Origin of the sequence: Streptomyces sp. NPDC046887 (assembly GCF_040644755.1) — a bacterium.
GTDB lineage: Bacteria > Actinomycetota > Actinomycetes > Streptomycetales > Streptomycetaceae > Streptomyces > Streptomyces lichenis.
In genome coordinates, this window is sequence record NZ_JBEYXH010000018.1 from 65,985 (window position 1) to 84,878 (window position 18,894).

At 68.8% G+C, this 18,894-nt stretch carries 20 protein-coding genes and 1 pseudogene; 13 read left to right on the forward strand and 8 right to left on the reverse strand.

All coding sequences use genetic code 11. The features are described 5' to 3' along the window. The 3 genes from ABZ945_RS18400 to ABZ945_RS18410 form a co-directional block, all read right to left on the reverse strand. A complete protein-coding gene (locus tag ABZ945_RS18400) occupies nucleotides 1-1,569 on the reverse strand; it encodes a hypothetical protein (protein ID WP_361270294.1) in 1,569 nt (522 codons plus the stop codon). Continuing rightward, nucleotides 1,566-2,561 carry a hypothetical protein gene (locus ABZ945_RS18405; RefSeq protein ID WP_361270296.1) on the reverse strand — a complete coding sequence of 332 codons (996 nt, stop codon included), beginning with the start codon at nucleotides 2,559-2,561 and terminating at the stop codon, nucleotides 1,566-1,568. Before ABZ945_RS18405 ends, ABZ945_RS18400 begins: the two co-directional genes overlap by 4 nt. Nucleotides 2,562-3,272: 711 nt before the next feature. Then, nucleotides 3,273-3,662, reverse strand: a complete 390-nt coding sequence (locus tag ABZ945_RS18410) for an ATP-binding protein (protein WP_361270297.1) — start codon at nucleotides 3,660-3,662, stop codon at nucleotides 3,273-3,275. 330 nt (nucleotides 3,663-3,992) lie between these two features. Here ABZ945_RS18410 and ABZ945_RS18415 point away from each other — a divergent pair, with 330 nt between their 5' ends. Next, nucleotides 3,993-4,616, forward strand: a complete 624-nt coding sequence (locus tag ABZ945_RS18415; protein ID WP_361270300.1) for an amino acid transporter — start codon at nucleotides 3,993-3,995, stop codon at nucleotides 4,614-4,616. On the opposite strand, the gene ABZ945_RS18420 is transcribed toward ABZ945_RS18415, so the two are convergent. Genes ABZ945_RS18420 through ABZ945_RS18430 form a run of 3 tightly spaced genes read right to left on the reverse strand, consistent with a single transcriptional unit; the run spans nucleotide 4,603 to nucleotide 7,562 of the window. Further along, on the reverse strand, nucleotides 4,603-5,061 hold the full coding sequence (locus ABZ945_RS18420; RefSeq protein ID WP_009311896.1) for a DUF296 domain-containing protein: 459 nt from the start codon (nucleotides 5,059-5,061) through the stop codon (nucleotides 4,603-4,605). The two genes, ABZ945_RS18415 and ABZ945_RS18420, sit on opposite strands and share 14 nt — an antisense overlap. Before the next feature lie 27 nt (nucleotides 5,062-5,088). Beyond that, a complete protein-coding gene (locus tag ABZ945_RS18425) occupies nucleotides 5,089-6,090 on the reverse strand; it encodes an asparaginase (protein ID WP_361270303.1) in 1,002 nt (333 codons plus the stop codon). A gap of 59 nt (nucleotides 6,091-6,149) precedes the next feature. After that, nucleotides 6,150-7,562: a helix-turn-helix transcriptional regulator gene (locus ABZ945_RS18430; protein WP_361270306.1), complete on the reverse strand. Its 1,413-nt coding sequence runs from the start codon at nucleotides 7,560-7,562 to the stop codon at nucleotides 6,150-6,152. Nucleotides 7,563-7,868: 306 nt separating this feature from the next. Here ABZ945_RS18430 and ABZ945_RS18435 point away from each other — a divergent pair, with 306 nt between their 5' ends. From ABZ945_RS18435 to ABZ945_RS18490, 12 genes and pseudogenes are all read left to right on the forward strand, one after another. Next, nucleotides 7,869-8,630 carry a hypothetical protein gene (locus tag ABZ945_RS18435; protein ID WP_361270309.1) on the forward strand — a complete coding sequence of 254 codons (762 nt, stop codon included), beginning with the start codon at nucleotides 7,869-7,871 and terminating at the stop codon, nucleotides 8,628-8,630. Beyond that, entirely contained in the window at nucleotides 8,627-9,313 is a 687-nt protein-coding gene (locus ABZ945_RS18440) for a dTMP kinase (RefSeq protein WP_361270311.1), read from the forward strand. Before ABZ945_RS18435 ends, ABZ945_RS18440 begins: the two co-directional genes overlap by 4 nt. Then, nucleotides 9,306-10,175: an isocitrate lyase/phosphoenolpyruvate mutase family protein gene (locus ABZ945_RS18445; RefSeq protein WP_361270313.1), complete on the forward strand. Its 870-nt coding sequence runs from the start codon at nucleotides 9,306-9,308 to the stop codon at nucleotides 10,173-10,175. Before ABZ945_RS18440 ends, ABZ945_RS18445 begins: the two co-directional genes overlap by 8 nt. Beyond that, nucleotides 10,166-10,636, forward strand: coding sequence for an NUDIX domain-containing protein (locus ABZ945_RS18450; protein WP_361270316.1), 471 nt, complete (start codon nucleotides 10,166-10,168; stop codon nucleotides 10,634-10,636). The genes ABZ945_RS18445 and ABZ945_RS18450 overlap by 10 nt, the downstream gene beginning before the upstream one ends. A 5-nt stretch (nucleotides 10,637-10,641) precedes the next feature. After that, on the forward strand, nucleotides 10,642-11,307 hold the full coding sequence (locus ABZ945_RS18455) for a TylF/MycF/NovP-related O-methyltransferase (protein ID WP_361270319.1): 666 nt from the start codon (nucleotides 10,642-10,644) through the stop codon (nucleotides 11,305-11,307). Beyond that, complete coding sequence (locus tag ABZ945_RS18460; protein WP_361270322.1) at nucleotides 11,304-12,227, forward strand: NAD(P)-dependent oxidoreductase; 924 nt, start codon at nucleotides 11,304-11,306, stop codon at nucleotides 12,225-12,227. The genes ABZ945_RS18455 and ABZ945_RS18460 overlap by 4 nt, the downstream gene beginning before the upstream one ends. After that, on the forward strand, nucleotides 12,224-13,090 hold the full coding sequence (locus ABZ945_RS18465; protein ID WP_361270324.1) for a hypothetical protein: 867 nt from the start codon (nucleotides 12,224-12,226) through the stop codon (nucleotides 13,088-13,090). The genes ABZ945_RS18460 and ABZ945_RS18465 overlap by 4 nt, the downstream gene beginning before the upstream one ends. Before the next feature lie 30 nt (nucleotides 13,091-13,120). After that, complete coding sequence (locus ABZ945_RS18470; protein WP_361270326.1) at nucleotides 13,121-15,007, forward strand: radical SAM protein; 1,887 nt, start codon at nucleotides 13,121-13,123, stop codon at nucleotides 15,005-15,007. A 32-nt stretch (nucleotides 15,008-15,039) separates the two neighbouring features. Beyond that, nucleotides 15,040-15,723: a 2OG-Fe(II) oxygenase gene (locus ABZ945_RS18475; RefSeq protein WP_361270328.1), complete on the forward strand. Its 684-nt coding sequence runs from the start codon at nucleotides 15,040-15,042 to the stop codon at nucleotides 15,721-15,723. A gap of 92 nt (nucleotides 15,724-15,815) precedes the next feature. Continuing rightward, nucleotides 15,816-15,977 carry a hypothetical protein gene (locus tag ABZ945_RS18480; RefSeq protein WP_361270330.1) on the forward strand — a complete coding sequence of 54 codons (162 nt, stop codon included), beginning with the start codon at nucleotides 15,816-15,818 and terminating at the stop codon, nucleotides 15,975-15,977. Nucleotides 15,978-16,034: 57 nt separating this feature from the next. Next, complete coding sequence (locus ABZ945_RS18485) at nucleotides 16,035-16,925, forward strand: HEXXH motif-containing putative peptide modification protein (RefSeq protein ID WP_361270332.1); 891 nt, start codon at nucleotides 16,035-16,037, stop codon at nucleotides 16,923-16,925. A gap of 233 nt (nucleotides 16,926-17,158) precedes the next feature. Next, nucleotides 17,159-17,329, forward strand: a pseudogene (locus ABZ945_RS18490) (DUF2199 domain-containing protein); the annotation flags it as partial. A 12-nt stretch (nucleotides 17,330-17,341) separates the two neighbouring features. Here ABZ945_RS18490 and ABZ945_RS18495 read toward each other — a convergent pair. Both ABZ945_RS18495 and ABZ945_RS18500 read right to left on the reverse strand, forming a co-directional pair. Further along, complete coding sequence (locus ABZ945_RS18495) at nucleotides 17,342-17,965, reverse strand: hypothetical protein (RefSeq protein ID WP_361270334.1); 624 nt, start codon at nucleotides 17,963-17,965, stop codon at nucleotides 17,342-17,344. A 155-nt stretch (nucleotides 17,966-18,120) separates the two neighbouring features. Then, on the reverse strand, nucleotides 18,121-18,777 hold the full coding sequence (locus tag ABZ945_RS18500) for a hypothetical protein (protein ID WP_361270337.1): 657 nt from the start codon (nucleotides 18,775-18,777) through the stop codon (nucleotides 18,121-18,123). Nucleotides 18,778-18,894 lie beyond the last annotated feature (117 nt).

Consider the following 18,894-nt stretch of genomic DNA (forward strand, 5'->3'; position numbering starts at 1 on the left):
TCATTGTGTGTCCTCCGTGGTGCGCAGTCGGCAGAGGGCGTTCACCGGGACCAGCAGGGTGTCCGGAAGCATCTCGTCGAGGCGGGCGACAAGTGTCTCGCTGTCCGAACCTTTGGGCCTGACGGTGCACCAGCCAGCCGCTACGAGTTGCTGCACGGAGTCCGGCGTCATTGCCCACTGGAGGTAGTCCGCATGCCGCTGCCCGGCACTGCGGTGAGCACTGTCGATTCGTCGCAGCCGTTCCCAGATCCTGTCGACATTGGCGCCGGCTCCCAGGTAGCGCAGCACGACGGCGAAGTCCTCCTTGTGCCTCGGGCGGATGCACCAGTCACTGACCCAGTAGCTCACGTTGACGGTGGCTGCTCCCCGGCTGCGGAGTTCGTCAGCGACCCCCCGGATGCCTCGTGGGTGCTGCTCGGTTCGTTCCAGCAGCTGTCCCTTCCACTCGGCCTGTGTAACGCGCAGCGAAGCCGCCTCGGGGCCGAGGATGGAATCTGCCCGGTCGATGAGGTCCTGTTGATGGGGGCGATTCCGCAAAACGAGGTAGTCGCCGCGACCCACCGAAGAGGCCATCACTTGTTCTACCTGGACGTCGGGGAACTCTCCTACGTCCAGCGAAAGCACACGGGCGTCGAGTCCCGTCGGCAGAAGCACGTGCGAGCCGTCAGCGAGGACGCCCACACGCGCCTCGACCTGGTCCGGTGCTCCGCTGTGGCCGGCCGACAGATACTGGGGAAACGCAGCCCGGATTTCCTCGACCGAAGAACACTCTCCAGCGGCAAGCAGGTCGGCTTCGTCCGGTTCCGCAGACTGCCATCCCGCCCCCGGAGCCTCCGAGGGTTCGCACCGGAAGAGCTTCGACTTCTTGATGGGGCGTGTGACACCCGTACTGTCTGCTGGTCCGAACAGGAGTGGCGTCACCTCCGGGTCCTCGCGGAAGAAACCGTAGTGCACAAGCGCGAGGTTCTCGGTCCGGGGCGCGTTCAAGAGGCCCGGGTTCATCCAGGTAGGTGAGCCGACGACTACAGCAGAGGCATAGATATCGTGCCCCAGCAGGTCGGCACTTGTTCCAACCTTTACCTCCGCACCGTTCAGTGCCATTGCCTCAGCGACCGCTTGAGTGAATCGCCGGTCGGACAAGACGACGAAACCGTTGCGGGGGTCGTCCAGAGTCAGGAACTCCCGCGCGCACTGGCCCAGCGGATCGCCGCCGTCAGCCGCGAGGATCGCAAGGATCGGCTTCGCGTCCCGCAACCGGTCGACGTGCTCGGGGTCGGCGATCTTCTCCAGCCTGAGGACTGCCTCGTCGAGCTGCAGGACCGCCGCCTCCAGCTGAAGGAGTGGATGACTGAACGGGAGCGGAACCGTGCAGACGAGGCGTCGATACCGGCGCAGGAGGGCAGCGCTGGATCTCCAGAGTTCGGAGTCCGCGGCTTCGCCGAGGCCTCGCAAGAAGCGGGTCGCCGCGAAGGCGAAAGCCCGTACGGTCGGGTGTTCGACGGTTTGGTCCCAGATTTCACACTTCGCTGCACATGCGTATACCTGGTTGATCTGTTTCAGCATCGTCACGGGTTCCCTGCTTCGCTCTGCCATGCAAGCACCTCGATACCAGCAGGAACGGGTATGAGGTCCGCAGGAAGCAGCAAATCGCGCGAACTCCTGGCCCGGCTGCGATCGAGATTATCTGCCGCGGCTTCGCCGGCGGGTGCCGTGCGTTCGACGAGCGCGATCGTGACCGGTGCCATCTCTGAGCCGAGCCACCTGCAGACCGCTGCTGCCCCGTCTAGGATCACAAGTTGGGGTCTCCGCGAGGCAATGAGTTCGCAGTAGTCCTCAGGGTCTTCCCTGGCGGGCACCAGCACACTGCGGAACTGGCGGGCCTTTTCGCGGACAGTGCGGGGACGGAGCAGGGTTCCGAGCGGCACCGGCTCGGCCGTCGTCGAGGTCGCGACCAAGACCTCAGCCTCCTGCTGTACTGCCGCGCCGTTGCCCACGATCGCGCAGTGGAGGGCGCTGAAGCCGCAGAAGTCGGCGGCCGAGCCGGGGAACAGTACATCCGCGTCGACCGGAATGTCGAAGTGCTCCAGGATGCGGCTCTGGCCCATGAAATCTTTAGGGTTATCTGGCCAGCGGAGGAGGTCGATCCGGTATCTGTCCGCCGGAATCCATGCTCCGCCGACGCTGTAACCCTCGCGGTGATTCTTCGTCACCGCTTCATTAAGGATTCCGACGAACGCAGTGTTGTTCAGCGTCGAAACGAGGCGAACAGCATGGCTCCCGGGTTCCAGCCGGACGGCGCGGTGGAACTGTGAACCTCGAGGCGACGTATCCAACTGTGGTTTAAAGGCGGCATACACCGCTCCGCAGCCAATAAGGACACTGGCGAACTCGCGAGCAGGAATTGAAACCGCGATGGTGCCACAGACTCCTTGCTCTGCCACATCAACAGCCCAGGAGCCGAGTTCAGCAAACCAAACTGCCCAAGTGGGCAGCGGAAGGCGTCCCTCATCTGTACACAGCAGCATCCCACTCAACTGCGTGCGGGCCTCTGGCGGTTCCACCCTGAACTCCTGTCGTGGCCGCGCTCGGCATCCGCACCTGCAGAATATTCACCGAATCGGCACATGCAGTGGCATGCTACATGCAACACGGCCGAGGAAGACGCTCTCGGAGGTCCGGAACTATGCTGGCGGAGAGAACACCTAACGCTCCGGCCAACAGCCTGTGTGACGACGCTCGTTGGACTGGCTGAAGGTGACGAACCTGCTCGCCATCGTACGCCGGGACGGGCGTCTGAGCAGCGGATCAAGGGATCCGGTCTGGCAGCACGCTGCGGGCTGGGCCAGCCAACCGAACCGACCCCTCAAGGAAGGAACCACTCGCAGCCTGCCCTGAGGCAGAGGCCGAGCGCCGGGTTGACGCCAAGGGGCACAGCTACCGCGCTTCTCGAGCATGAGCGAACGCAATTGATTCAAGCAAGAGATCGAATCGTTCGAGACAGACTTGACCAATTCGGCTTAGCAGCTTGTGACTTCGCTCCACGTGAGCCCATGCTGCTCAGGTTTGCAGAAGCAGAAGCTGTCCGGCCATGGCGTCGTGCCATGGCGGCTTCTGACTCGCGGACCTTGAAGTTCCCGTGGACACCCCTGTCCTGCGGGCCGGTTCGGCATGTTCACCAGCCCCGCCACGCGCATCGGAGCCGATTCGACTCTCCCGTCGCCAGTTCCCAGGCGACGGCACCTGCCTCGTCAGGTCCTCTTGTATCCCCTCCCTCACTGTCCCTGGGCCAGCTCGTTGACGATGCGCAGTCCTCGTCCACGCTCGACAAGGACTCTGCCCGGCCCCTCGGCCGGTTCGGCGTCCGAAGGCGACGTGGCACCGCTGTAGAGGCCCGCAGGAAGCAGAGGGTCTCCGTCATGGATCTCGCAGATGTACCTCCCGGCGGCCGAGCGGACGTACATCTCGTACGGGCCGCACGCGTGCTCGTGCGCGTTCGCCACGAGCTCCGAGACGGCCAGGACGCCGCCGCTGACGAGGTCCCCAGACAGCCCCAGGTCCTTGAGGACACGTCGCAGGACCGCGCGGGCTTCACCCGTCGGATGGAGAGTGTGGTCGGTCCAGCGGTACACGAGGCCGAGAGCGGCGGATGGCGCGCTGATCATCGGGCGACGGACCTTCCTGTGGGTAACGGCGATGGCCTACTCCCGGGGCTACAGCGTGGTCGCGGAAATGCGGCCAGTACGCCGCTGAGAGGCATACGGCCGTAGGAAGCACCTGGCTTCGGGCACGCCGCCCCGGAAGGATCGTGGCTCAAGCACCGGCCACGAGACCGGTCACGAGTCACGTACTCAACAATGGATGCCGGTGTCCCTGGTGCTCATGGGCGTTTATGAGCGCAGAGAGTGCGAGCGGGCAACAGGGCGCCCCAGCGAGACCTCCGACCCATCACCGGCCTTCGCCTCCGCGAGTCTGATCACTGGGAGTATGGGCATGTGAGTGCTGACCTGTTGGGACGCTGGGTGCCGGATCGCCCCGTGGATGTGGCCGCGGTCTTCGCCAAGGCGGACTTCCCGTGGTGGATCGCCGGTGGCTACGCGATCGAACTCGTGGTCGGCCGCGAGCTGCGCGCGCACGGCGATCTCGATGTCCTCATCCTCCGGCGCGACCAGGCCCTCGTACGTGGCCTGCTGGCCGACTGGGACTTGTACGTGGCGGACCCGCCCGGCCAGGGGGAGCTTCGACCATGGCGTCCTGGCGAGGTCCTTCGGCAGCCGCTCCACGACATCTGGTGCCGCCGCACGCCCAAGGCGCCCTGGTCGGTGCAGCTCATGCTGGACGAGGCCGAGGGCACCCAGTGGGTCTCGCGGCGTGACCCGGCGGTTCGCCTCCCGATCGACCAGCTCGGACGCACGACCGAGACGGGCATCCCGTATCTCGCGCCCGAGGTGCAGCTCTTTTACAAGGCCAAGGCGACCCGGGACAAGGACGAGACCGACTTCGAAGCGGTACTGCCGCTGCTCGACGCCCCGGCACGTGCCTGGCTGGCGGACGCGATCAAGGTGATCGCGCCCGGCCACCACTGGCTCCGCCAGCTCCTGCCGGTCAGCCGAACGTGAGCAGCGGTACGTCGTAGAGGTCGGGGTTCCGGGGCCGGGTCATCGTGGGCGACGTGACCTCCACGATCAGCAGCTCGCTGAGGAACTGGACCTTGGCGCTGAGGAGGTGGCTCGTCCTGCCGTCGGCCGACTGGGCCTTCAGGCCGGCGGAGACGTGGATGTGCGGGAGTATCCCGCCGGTGGCGGGGTCATGGGCGAGGGTGCCGGCGCCGAACGCCTCGACGTTGGTGACGTACGTCTTCGCCCAGACCGGTGCGTCCGGGTCCGCAAGCTTCTCGCAGGCACCCACGATTTCGGCCTCCGCGAAGGCTCCGATGAACGAGGGGATGTAGCCCTGCCGTACGCCGTTGTCCCGGCAGAACGTGGACAGCGCCTCGAAGAAATCCTCCCCGTGGTCGAAGGTGACGCCGAAGGTACGGCCGACGGTCAGCTCGTGAGCACGCATGCGCGGGTGTCTCCTGATGGAGTGGGATCAGCGGGCGGAGGCGGTGGTGAAGGTCTCGCGGACAGTCGCCCCGTCGGCGCCCTGGGCGAGCAGCGCCTGCAGCAGAAGCCTCGTCTGGTACGGGCCGAGGTCTCCGGCGCCGACGAGCCCGCGGCCGAGGAGGTCCTTCTCGGAGCCGGGGAAGCCGTACGTGTCGGACAGGACGGGTCCGTTGCCGATGCGGGATGCGAGGACCACGGGGATGCGGGACGCGAGCTTGGTAAGCCCTTCGACGAGGCACTCCGGAACGTGGCCGACGCCGAAGGCCGCGACCACGAGTCCGTCGCAGTTGCCGTCCCACAGGTCGAGCAGGGCTCCGTCATCGCCGAGGGTGACGGTGTAGAGCCCGACGCGCGCCTCACGGTCGGGGGCTCCGACCAGCGGTCCGCGGCGCGGCAGGCCGCTCACCATCCGCACCCGGTTCTCCGCGATCCGCGCGATCGGGCCGCACGCTGGCGAGGTGAAGGCGGCGGGGCTGGTGGTGTGGGACTTGCGGACGGTCCAGGCCGAGTGGATCTCGTCGCCGAGTACGACGAGGCAGCCAGCGCCCCGGAGTACGGGGTCGGCGGCGGCCAGGACGGCGGCGTGGAGGTTGGCCGGACCGTCGGCGCCGGGCAGAGTGGGATTGCGCATCGCGCCGGTGACGACGACCGGCTGCTCGTGGCCGTGGTAGAGGTCAAGGAGGAAGGCGGTCTCCTCGATGGTGTCGGTTCCCTGGGTGATGACGACTCCGTCGACGTCTCCGGTCTCCAGCTCCGCCGCGATCGCGGCCGACAAGGCGGTGAGGTCTTCGAAGGTCAGGGAGGCGCCAGGCAGACGGCGGAAGTCCCGCACCTTGAGGCCGATGCCGCTCGTGGCCAGGGCGGGTACCGCGGCGAGGAGCTCGTGGGCCGAGAGCGCAGGTACGACGCCTCCGGTGGTGGGATCCGTGGTCATGGCGATTGTGCCGCCGAGGGAGAAGACCGCCACGTTCCTGACCGACTCCGTCATATCCCCTGCTCCCCTGACCGGACGCCGCCGAGCGCGGCCTCGCGAGTGGTTCACGCAGGCTATCGGGTCGGCGCCGTCCGGGTACGCGGAATGATCACCAGCTGCTCGGCCACGAACCGGCAGGCGGCCTCCAGCCCTTCGAGGCCGAGCAGCCGGCTGCGCGGCCGGGCGAGCCGCTCGGTGCCGACGGCCGACAGCTCTGCGCACCGGCGACCGAGCCAGGAGACGTTGAGGCCGAGGTACTCCGCGGTTGCCGCGAGGCGCTGTCCGGCCTGCTCGGCCGCCGTGGCCGAGTGGTGGCTGACGTGGCCCGTCACATCGGCGAACGTCCGCAGGGCTCCCGGCCGCGCGGTGACCGCGAGGTGGGACGCTCCATCGGTCCGTACCCATGAGGCAATGACGGCGCGGCGCCCGTGGGAGAGCGCGAAGCCGTCGGTGTGGGCGAAGCCTCCGTCATCGGTCACCCAGGTACGGATGCCGAAGGACTCCATGAGCGCGATGGCTAGGAACAGCAGAACGCGCTCGTACGCCGGCGAGGCTGCGACCGCCGTCTCGGGGACGCAGAACCCCCGGCCACTGGTACCGCCCGGTCGCCGGGGTGCCATTCGTTCGAGGTAGCGGTACTTGTGCCGGAAGAACAGCCAGGTGGCGGCCTCCTCACCGCGCTGCTCCCTGGTCCAGAAGACGGGTGCGTCGCCCAGGTGGTCACGGTGGCCCAGGATGTACCGGGCTGCGGTCTCCGAGCCGATGAGCATCCGGGAGACATCGGTCAGTCCCTGGGCGGAGGCGATTGGCGCGCCTGGGGAAGCGGTGAGCGTGGCCAGCGAGGTGTGCAGGGTCTGGTCGTCGCCGAGCAGTGCCGCCTCGAATCCCGACACGGCCCACAGGATGCCGTAAGTCAGGTCGTCCAGTTCGTACGCGGCGGGAATGTCGACCGGGTCGGAGGCGGTGGCGCGTACGCCGCTCGGTCGGGCGTCGGTGACGAACTGCCGGACCGCCCCGTCCACCGTGCGGTTCGCGACGACGAGCGCGCGCATCGGCATAGTGCGCCAGGCGTCCAGCTCCGGGCGGGAGTCGAGTCGCAGGCTGTCCCCGAGGAAGGAGGCTGCGGGAAGGGTCAGCACGGGAATCGCCGTCGTCGAGACGGACCGCCCGGCGGGTAAAAGAAGTTGTCCCGACCCTTCGGGCAACGCCGCGTACCCACGGGCTCCGGTGTCCGCCGTTCCCGGTCGGCCTGTGGAGTCCGGGATGTGCGGATCGGCCGTGGGCAGGAGCCCGAGCAACTCCTCCGGAACTCCCAGCGCGTCGGTCCACTGGACGAACTGCCGTCGGTCGCGGATCTGTTTGAGCCCGCGCTCCAGTCTGCTGACCTCGGCCTGGTCGATGCGGACCATCCGCGCCACGCCGGCCTGGGACAGGCCCGTGTGCTTCCTGAACAGCTTGACGACGGTGCCGAGTTCCCATGCGGCCACGGCTCGCCGGACCGTCGGATCGCGCCAGAAGGCCGAGTCGGCCCGTCGGGCGGCCTGCCCGTCCTGGCACGAGGCGCATCGTGTACCGGCGTTGAAGCGACTGAGAAGGGCACCGCAGCGCGTACACCGCCGCTGTCCGCTGTCGACCATGGTCGGCATTCTCCCTCGCTCTGCGACCGCCCGGACACGTTCCGCTGGTGGGGCTCATAAACACTCATAGGCGTGGGCCTTGGTGGCGGCCATCGTGGTGGAGCACCACCGACCGGAGCCGCGTGCCGCGACTCCCCGGACGTGAGGATCCGACCTGTGACCTCCTTGACCCTGCCGCCACGGCCCCCCGGTTCGCCGCCGCTGGCCCATGCCTGGCAGACGCTGGCGGACGGGCTGCTGACCCAGCGGCTCCATCTCCATCTCGACGAATGGCGGGCTGCCGTCGCCGAGGGAAAGGTGCTGCCGGACGTGCCGGGCGCCGATGTCTCCGTGCTGGCCCAGCGCCCGTCTCCGCTGCCGGCAACCGACGGGTCCGCGATGGCGCTGCTGGAGGACGCCGGGCTCGGCTTCTGGTGGGAGCTGCCCCAGCGACACGGAGCGGAGTCGCGGAACCGGCACGGGGCACTTCAGCGCGCCGCCGACGCCGCTGCCCAGAGCATCCTCGCTGAGCAGTCCGGGGCGGCCTGGTCCGACGCTGTGACGACCGTCAGCGCCGCCGCCGCGTGGTGGGTGGGCTTCTTCACGGTCATCCGCCACCGCGGGGTGCACCACATCACGCTGGAGCCGCACCCGAGCCCGCTCCATGAGCAGGCCCTGGGCACCGCGGTGAGCGTCGTGGCCCACGGCATGGCCACGCGGGTGCTGGAGGCGGCGCTGCGTGACTCCGACGATGACCCGGCCCTCCGCGCCGCGTACTGCCGGGCCATCGAGGCCGGAATCTGCGTCGAGCCTGAGCTGCCCGGCCTCATCGACGAGTTGGCGGAGCTCCGGCTCGTGGACCTGGTGTCCACCACGGCCCGCTGGCGGGGTCGCTTCACCAAGTACGTCGGCGGCACAGGGGCGGGGCAGGTCGAATGAACCACCGCTATCCGTTCATCGTCATCGAGGGGCTCGACGGCACCGGTAAGACGACGCTGCGCAAGGGTCTGTTCCGGCTCTGGGACGGGCTCTACGGCGTCACCCCGCTCTGCATGCTCACCACCAACTTCCTCGCCGCAGACCAGGCTGCCGCCATCGTCACCGGCAAGTACCAGCCGAACGCCGGGAACCGTGACGCCTACCTGTCCGCGATCGCGGCGGACAAGCGGACCACGCTGGATCGCCTCGTGCTCCCGCAGCGGCCGGCCCGGCCCGTGATCGCGGATCGCTGGCTCCTCAGCGAGCTGGCCTTCTTCGCCGTGAAGCACGACATGAGGGTGTCGGAGACGTACGAGGTGCTGGCCGCGCAGCTCACCGTGGCCCCGGATCTCACGTTCGTCCTGGACCTGGAGACCGACGCCTCGATGAGCCGGGCGCAGGCCCGCCAGGGTGACGCCGTCCGGGCCGACTGGGACGTGCACGACGTCCAAAGCCGGGTTCGCGAGACCTACGAGGCCGTGGTCTCGAAACCCGACGAGTTCCCGCTCCTCGGCGACGTGGTCCGCCTGGACGCCCGTCGGCCCCGGTCCGAGGTGTTGCTCGCTGCCTGGGACGTACTGCGTGAACGGCAGCTGGTGCCGCCGGTCGCCGCCCGCACGGAAGGAGGAGAGACCCATGGCTGACGGCACGAAGGCGGTGCATCTGCGCAAGGCCCTTGCCGACAGCGAACGGAAGCACCCGCTCCTGGCGATCGGTGCGGTCAACGCGCTCGCCGCGCATGTCGCGGCGAAAGCGGGCTTCGACGCCCTGTGGGTGAGCGGTCTGGAGGTGTCTGCGGCCTCCGGGCTGCCGGACGCCAACGTCCTGGGCCCCCGGGACCTGTCCGACGTGGTCGCGTCGCTCGGCCGTGTCACCGATCTGCCCGTCATCGTGGACATCGACAACGCGGGCGGTTCGGGGCGCACGGCGGAGCGGTTCGCGTACGACCTGATGCGCGCCGGAGCCGCGGCTGTGTGTGTGGAGGACAGCGCGTACCCGAAGTGCAACAGCTTCGCGGCCCACCGGGCCCAGAACCTCGCCGACCGGGACCTGCTGTGCGAGCAGGTGGGGCGCATACGGAAGGTCGCCGGCGACGGCCTCGTGGTCGTGGCCCGCACCGAGGCCCTGATCGCAGGCCATGACATGGCTACGGCGATCGCCCGCGCCGAGGCGTACGCCGAAGCCGGAGCGGATGCGGTACTCATCCATTCCAAGGACGCGACCGGTGATCAGGCGCGGGCCATCGGGCGAGCGTGGAGTCACGGCGTGCCGCTGGTCAGCGTGCCCACGGCGTTCCCCGACCTGAGCGCCGCCGAACTCGGCGAGGCCGGCTTCCGCCTGTGCATCTACGCGAACCAGCTCAGCCGTGCCGCCCTCGCGGGTATGCGCGCCGCCGCCCGTCAGTTCCGGCGCGGAGGGAGTTTCCACTCCACCGTCGTGGGGTCTCTGGCGGAGGTCGGCGACCTGATGCGCGTCGGCGAGCCGGAGGCGCTGTCGTGCCTCTGACACCCGAACTGCCTCGGATCAGCGTCTCCGTGAAGGCGGCGATCGTGCGCGACGGCGCCGTCCTCCTGCTGTCGTACGACGACGAGGCTGGGTTCCACTACAACCTTCCCGGCGGCAAGGCCCAGGTCGGCGAGGATCTGCGCCGGGCCGTGAACCGCAAGGTCGCGCAGGAGACCGGTCTGCAGGTCGTGGCCCGGCGTCTGCTGTACGTCGTCGAGTACGTCCCCGAGTCGTGGAAGGACGAGTTCGGAGACGTACAGAAGGTCCAGTTCAACTTCCTCGCGGAGCAGGTGGACGACGCGGAGCCGCGCATGCCGGAACCGCCGGACCCCATCCAGGTGGGCTTCGAGTGGGTCCCGCTGGAACGTCTGGGCGACGTGTATCTGCTACCCCGGATCAACCGCCCGCTGTCCGCGGCGTTGAGCGGGGAACTCGCCGACCCCTTCGTGGACAGGTGGTGACCTTCATGGATCCGAAGCTGAAGGATCTGCGGGAGTGGCTGCTACGGGAGCACGCAGGGACGGTCTGTGCCGACCGGCTCCGCGTGATCGCCGACGAGCTCGCCGACCTGACTGACCGCAGTCTGCCGGGAGCTGTGGTCGAACTCGGTTGTTACAGGGGCGCGATGGCCCTCTGGATCCGTAGCGTGCTCGACTCGCTGGGCGACCGCGACCGCGAGATCCACGTCTACGACTCCTTCCAGGGCATGCCCGCGCCCGGCTCCGAGGACTCGGACCACCTGGCGGCGGGCGAACTCCGGTCGTCCCCGGACGACGTGCGCGCCACGCACGCGGCCTGGGGCAGGCCGGCGCCGGTCATCCATCCGGGATGGTTCGACGAGACCCTTTCCGAGGAGCTGCCCGACGAGATCGCGTTCGCCTACCTGGACGGCGACTTCTACGACTCGACCCTCACGGGACTCACGCACTGCGTCACCCGCCTGATGCCGACGGGCGTGTTGTTCGTCGACGACTACGCGGACACGGCGGTCAATCCGCGAGCCTGGGACGGGCTCCCGGGCGTGAAGCGCGCCTGCGACGCGTACTTCGGCACGCCGTCGCCCGTAACCGTCGTCGTCGGCGAGGGTGATCTCGCCTTCGGCCGGTACGAGAAGCCGGAGTTCCTCGGATGAGCGCTGTCCTGGTGTTACGCGGTGCGGCGGACACGAACGCGATCCGCCGCGCCCTGCCCGATGTCGCCGTACACGAGTTGCCGGACCTGGACTCGCCTCCGCCCGCCGACACGGTCGTGCTCGTCCTGCGTTCCGGCGTCCGGCTCGGCGAGCGGGAGCTCGACGCGCTCCCTCGCCTGCGGCATGTCGTACGGGCCGGTTCCGGCATCGACCACATCGACGTGAGCGCCCTCCGGCACCGTGGCATCACACTGCACCGCAACGCCGAGGCCGGCGCGGGCGCCGTGGGCGAGTGGGTCCTTGCCGCTGCCCTCGCCCTGGCCCGGCGGATCCCCTTGGGGCATCACGCGCTGCTGCTCGGACAGCACGAGAAGCAGGCGTGCATGGGTGCGTCACTCGGCACCCTGGCCGCAGGTATCTGGGGCGCGGGTCAGGTCGGGCTGGCCGCCGACTGGGCCCTTGCCCCCTTCGTGGGCCGGACGGCCTTCGCCGCGTGGCTGTCGAACCCTCCCGGTCTGCGGGAGCTGTCAGCTACAGCCCTCATGGAGCAGTCTCAGGTGCACGTGATCGCTCTGCCGCTGCGTCCCACGACCGAACAGCTCATCGGCGAGGACTTCCTCGCACGCGTCGCACCGCAGCGGCCTCTGCTCATCTGCGCAGGTCGGCTGGAGACCCTCGACGTGGCCGCCTGCCTGCGGGCACTGGCGGACGGGAGGCTCTCCGGGCTCGCCCTCGACCCGGTCGAGCGAGAGCACCTGCCGCTCCTCACCGGCTCCACGACGCCGCTCAACCTCCTGGCCTCGCCCCACATCGGCGCCCAGCGCTCCGACGTGCGCGGCGCGCTCGACCGATGGGCCGTCGATGTCCTCAAGGAGATCACCGCTGACAACAGGATCCTGATCGAAGGAGGCCACCGGTGAACCCATCGGCACGATTGCGCCGGGAGATCGCCGACAGAGTCGCCCAGGCGCTGGTCGCATCCGGCGAGGCCCGCGAGGTCTGGCTGGAGGGAGCCCTCGCCTGCGGCTTCGCCCACGCAGCGAGCGACATCGACCTGCGTGGCATCGTGGACGGCGGCCTTCCGGCGTGGGAGTCGCGCATCGTGGACGGCATCCGTGTCGACCTCCAGGCGACGGCGCCGCAGCGGGCCGAGGAACTCCGTCACCTGCTCCGCTCCTTCGACGTGCGCCGCGACGACCTCGGATCGTTCCGTCGGGTGCGCGCCTCGATGCACGACCTCATGTGTCTGCGTACCGCCCTCTCCTACGACTCCGGGCGCTGGGATCCGGTGCTCGACCCCGGGGAGCGCCAGGGCTACCGCCGCTGGGCGGTCGCCGACCAAGCCGAGGTCGCTGCGAGTCTCGCGGAGGACCTGACCGGCCTCGTCGAGGACGGCCTGGCCGAACCGGCCGGCGTCGTGTGCCGGAAGCTGGAGACCTGCCTCACCGCGCTCGGCTGCGCGGCGGCCGGCCACCCGGTCCTCGGCGACAAGTGGCTGCCGCTGCTTGCCGACGCGCAGCCCCGCCCGTCGATCGACCCGGCTCGCGCAGAGACGTGGGAGTGGTTCCGTCCGGTTCAGCGAGGCGTGACGAGAGCGCTTCTGGACTGCTGGCCCGTCGACGACCCACTGCAGAAACCTCCCCATCTTGGTGCCCCTGACGCCGGCTGGCTGCCCCAGCGGTACGCCGACGGGTGGTTCCTTCGCCGTGGCGACGTCCACATCCCCATCACCGGCGGACAGCTCCTCGGGTGGCTGTCCACGGTCTCCACCGATGACGCGTAGACCGCGCCTCTCCTCCTCCGGAGTCCTCTGATGCCCGTCACCCGCACCGCCTCCATCGACCTGGAGAGTCTCTACGCCCCGCTGTTGAGCACCGGGCCGGACACGGCCGTCTCCGTCATCCTCAAGCTCCGCGGGGAGACCTGCGAGATCGACTGCCTGTACTGCTTCGAGAAGCGCAAGGAGTCACCGGGCGGCGCCCGCATCAGCGCGGAACAGGTCCACCGCCTCGGTTCGATCTTCTCCGGGCGTCCGCTCAGCGTCGAACTCCACGGCGGGGAGCCCCTGACCGCCGGCCGGGAACGGATCGCGGAGATCCTGGACGCGCTCGCCGCACAGCCGAACGTCATCCGCGTGAGCCTCCAGACCAACGGCCTCCAGTTCGACGATGCCTGGCTGGACCTGTTCGAGCAGCACTGCCCCCAGCTGGAGATCGGCCTCTCCCTCGATGGGGACGCACTGGGGAACTCGTGGCGCGTCGGTTACGACGGCCAGCCCACGTACCCCCGAGTGGTCGAAGCCCTGGAACTTCTCGGCCGTCGGGAACGCCGCGTCGGCGTCATCTGCGCCGTCACCCCGTACGTCCTCGGCCGGGCCTCCGAGGTCATGGAGCACCTCGCCTCCTTTCCCTCCGTGACGACGGTCAGCCTGGTGCCGTGCTTCGACGCGGCCGTCACCCGGTCGACCACGGTGGTCGGATCCCGTACGCCGACCAGCCGGGCACTCCAGCGACGGGCCATCGGCCCCACCGGCCCGGCCTGGGCCGTCACGCCGCGTCAGTACGCCGACTTCGTTCTGGAGGCCGCCCACCACTGGGTCGCCGACGGCCTGTTCTGCCGCGTCAAGCTGGAGCCCGTCGTCTCCGTCATCCGCCGCCTGAGGGGTCTACAAACCCGTTCCTGTCACTTCTCCGACTTGAAGTGCGAGCACGTCCTCACGCTCTATCCCGATGACCGCCTCGGAAGCTGCGACGAACTGCCCTGGCCGCAGGCCGGCCTCGCCGCGCTCGGTGACGTACACGCTGAGGCGGACGTGGCCAGAACCCAGGGCAGCTCTTCCCTGCTTCAGCAGGCACGCTCCCAGATCACGAAGTGCACGACCTGCGACTACCGCGACACCTGCGGCGCGGGCTGCCCGGCGGTCCGCCTCCGCTTCGCCGCCGCGGGCGACGAGGACGCGTACTGCGACCACCGCATGCGCCTGATCGACGGCGTCGCCGCCCTGCTCGCCCAGCCGGATCTCCCGCCCGGTGCCTCCTGTTCCCGGCTGCACTGGCGTCCCGTCCGCCCCAACGACATGCACCACATCATGGCGTTCCTGGCCCGCTGGGATGACCCCGCCGCACCACGCCCGCCAGCACGCCTCCAGGTAAGCGCCCACGGCAACATCAACACGGTCGGCCTCCCCGGCATCCACGAGGCGGACGATCTCGACCCGCGACACCCCCAGTGGTACGAGGGCATCGAGCCCGGCGTCCGCCCGATCGTCGACGCGCTCACCGCGGGCTGGAACACCGTCACCTATGACAGCTGCCAGGGCCACGCCTACGCTGACCTCCCCGGAGCCGACCCCCGGTTCCTCTCGGTCGGCGTCCTGCCGCGCGACCGCACCGAGCACGCGCGAACAGCCGCGCGCCTGTGCCGTGCCGCCAGCCGAGCCGAGTCCTCCCTACCCGCAGCGTGTTCGCTGGTCCTCGGCCGCAACGAGCTCACGTGCCGCACTACTGGCCGGGTGTATCCGACGCTCGACCTCCATCTCGTACCCTCTGCCGGCACCACGCCTCCCGAGTACTTCGAGGACCTCGCCCGGGCTGTGCACGTCCTCACGGAAGCCCTGGCCGAGGCCGCCTCTGCCCCGCCGTCCACTCTCTGCGCCTGCGCGACCGAGACCACCCCCTCCAGCGATGGAGGCGAGCAGTGATCCACATCGCCGAGACGCTGTCCATCCGGACCGTGGAGAGCTTCCTCAAGCCGAACGAGATCGAGCGCCTCAACGACGTCATGGACGACGCGCTCGGCCCCCTCGGGCGCGACCGGTACGGCGCGGACCGCCACACGACCATCCACGAGATCCCCGGTCACTCCCCCGCCGAGGCGCAGGACGTCTACGAGCCGGCCGGCCGGATCGAGATGACCGACATCCCGTACGAGGCGACCACCCTCCTCGACCAGGCCCTCAAGCTCCACATGGCCGCCATCACGCGCACCCTGCCATCGGTCACCGGCCACCGGCCGTGGATCTACCTCGAGTACGGCGCCGGCCAGTACATCACCCCACATGCCGACGGCATCGCCCCCGATCCCCTCACCCGTCCCCGCCAGATCGCGGCCGCGACGGTCACGCTCACGGACATCCACGACACGGGCGGCACGTTCTACGTGGAGACCACGGGCAGCGACGCCGTCTGGACCGCCGACGAGGCGCCGACCGGGTCGGGTTACGCCCCGGGGATGCGATTCGCACATGACGGGACGGATGCGTCCTCTTCCTGGTTTCGCAGCATGCCGCGCACGCGATGGAGCGTCGCCCCCTCTCCCGGCACTCTCGTGGTCTTCGGCAGCCAGCTCGTCCACGGCACCGAACCGGTCCGCGCCGGCCGCGTTCGTAAGTTCCTGACGCTCTTCGTCTCCGAGTAAGGAGCCACGCATCCGTGACCGGCCCCCGCGGCCCGCCCGCACCAGCCCTTCGCCCCGACCCACCGCCCCTACTTGAGGAGAGAGAGCGAGCAGTGGCAGACGAGAAGACGTTCGACGAGTTCCTGGAGGCGGTCGCGTCCCTGCGTGACAGCGACCCCGTGCGCACCACCGCGCACACCTCCAACGCGGCCACCGAGACCTGGCTGGCCACCACTGTGCAGCCTGACGCCGCTGAGCCCACCACCGAGTCCTGACCCGCAACGGGGCCGGGCCCGTCCCGGCCCGGCCCCGTCCCACTCCCGGAGCCCCAGATGAGCGCTCTCTCCCCGGAAGCCCTGGTCGCCCTCGATGGCATCGCCGACCACCAGCGCCAACGGACCAGCCGTATCGCCTCCGTACTCGGCAACCGCCTCGGCTCGTCCGCCCTCGACTACGCCGTCGCCCACCACCTGCTCGAGGGCGCCGAACACGCGGCGCGCGCCCGGGACGCGGACCGCCTCGCCTGGCACCGCCGTACGACGGTGCGAGACCTGACCCACCTGTCGGCCGGCCCGCACATCGTGCTCAGCCCGCACCCCGCGGACCTGCTCCGCTCGGAGATCTCCGAAACCGCGTACTACCTCGTCGGCCCCGACACCAGCCCTGCCCTAGCCGAGGCCCTCGGCCTCGTTCGTGCTGCGATCGCCTCCGCAACCGAGTACGGCTTCGGCACCCTGCTCACCCAGCACGCCCCCGTCATCTGCCTGCTCAACCGCCGCCGGCTCGACGAGACCCTCCACAGCTGGGCCCTCACCCGCCTCCCGGGCACGGTCTTCACCGACTACACCGCGCACTCCGAGGTCCTGGCCCGCGACCTTATCCACGAGGCCGCCCACAACTGGCTCAACGACGCCCTGACCGCCCACGACGTGCGCCTCCCCGCCGACGTCAACTTCTTCTCCCCCTGGCGGGGGACGCCTCGCCCCGTCTACGGCTTCCTCCATGCCTGCTGGGCCTTCTCCCTCACCGCGCTGTACGCGCGGCAGGCCCGCTGCAGCGCCACGGGTGCGATGGTTCCCTTCCTTGACGCCCACCTGCGCCAGCAGGAGAACCAGATCGCATCCGTGTCCGAGTCCCTGCCGGAGGCGCTCTCCTACGTGTCCGCGGCGGTGGTCCGTGATCACGTCAGCCGCGCCTTACGCAGGGTCGTTCGACCGGCCTAGGATCCTCGAGTGGTCGGCGCAGCAGCGGAGCCCGCTTGCGCCTGCCGACGGCCCTCTCACTCGGCAGGGAGAGCATTCTCAGGTCCGCTTACCAGACCTGATGCCGGGGTCTACCGTCCCCAGCGTTCTGCCCAGGACGGGCCGAAGCCTCCACACTGGGGTGCGTGGAGGCTTCGGGGATGTGTCTGATCACCTTGTTTCGCGGTCAGGGGGCGACGTAGATGCCGTTGTAGACCATCAACCTGAAGACCCACGTCCACACTCACCCGATCGGCGAGCGGCCCCTGGTCGAGCTCGAACCCACCGACCACCCGCTCGCCGTCGAACAGCGCGCTGGCATCACGATGGACCGCGTGCGCGAGATCGCCGAGTCCGTGCTGCACGATAGTGACGCGCCATCCTGAAACGGCACGGCACTACACCCGGTCGCGCCTGAGAGTCGTCTCGCCGAGCCCGATGGCCATGCAGCCCATGAGCTGACGAGCGAAGTCCTCCAGGATTAAGGGGTTGGTAACGAGGAACTCCATGACCCGCTCGGTTCGCTGCTCAGGCGAAAGCTCTTTCAATTCCTGCTGCCATGCCAGGGTGGCAGCACCGCCATCCTCGACCTCGGCATCCACGATGAGGCTCCAGAGCGCCTGCTGTGCGTCCTCACGAGCGAGCCAAGTCATGAACATCTGCTGGAACTGCTCGCTCGTCACAGTGGCCTTCGGGTCGCTGGGCGCGGTGGCCACATCCGCGATTTCTACGAGACCATCGATGACCTGGACCGCGATGTCAACCACCGCCTGTTGGCCGGGGGTGAGCTGAGGACGCTGATCGTCCACGTACTCGGTGACGTAGACGATCTCGGGCTTGCCTGTGAAACCTGACTCCTTTTCGGCCTTCAGGCGGATCTCGACGTGCTCCGGCCCCTTGTCACTCGTCTTGGGAGTAAACCCACACTTCCAGCCTTCGCTCTTCCGCGAGTCAGCGAGGCGCTCGCCCTTGGGGATACGAACGACTGCAGGGACCTCGTCGTACTCTTGGTCCTCGGCCATGCGTCCTCGCCAGTGCTCGGGTCTTCCTCAGCGCTCGGTCGACGAGAAAGACGCGGTAGTAGAACCTCACCCATGACCGTAGCTGCAGCGTCCGACTATTTGGCAGGTTCGGCGGGCATAGCATCAGCCGCCACAAAGTCGCAGGCCCAAGGTTGTCACCAGTCCTCTTGCCGGATCCGCTCGTCGGACACGATCCCGTAGACGTAGCGCCCAGAACGTTCGGGGCATCGTGGAATCTCCGACGGCCCCGCGATCGGCCATGCCTCCAGCGCTGACCTGATCTCGTGCCACTGCACGTTGCGCCGGCTCTCGACGATCACCAGGGTGTAGTGGTTAGTCCGGTAGGTGAAGGGCTTGCCGGTCTTCGTGTAGAAGACCTCGCCCTGGTGCTCCTCGATCCGAGGCCTCGCCGTCTCCATGTTGGGACCGACCGGCACCGGCTCGGGCGGAGGTGGCGGCGGCACTGGATGCCCTGCCCACCGGAGCCGTTCCTCCGGGGTTGGCTCCCGGCTACTTCGATGCCAGGATGCGCTCCCTCGCACGGTGGTCGAGGTGACTGCCAGCTCTGTTCCGTCCGGCAGCACCCCACGGCCAGGCTCTCGGTAAGGCTCCGCAATCGTGATGTCACGCCGCTCATAGCCGAGCCTGCTGGCAACTGACTCCAGGGTCCCCATCTGAGTGTTCCCGACATACGACCACTGGTCCTCGCTCGCATCGTCCGAGAACTCCACGACGCCGACCAGGTAGACCCCGTCCTCGTTCGGGTCGCCGAAGAGCTGCCGCAAGCGGTCGGGGCCAAAGTCACCCGTCACCTATCCGTCCACCCCTGCATCGCCGCTGTCAGATTCTCCATCGATCAACGCAATCACAGTCTCCTTGGCTTGCGACTGAGTCGCGCGCTGTGCCATCCGGGACCCGATCACGGCCAC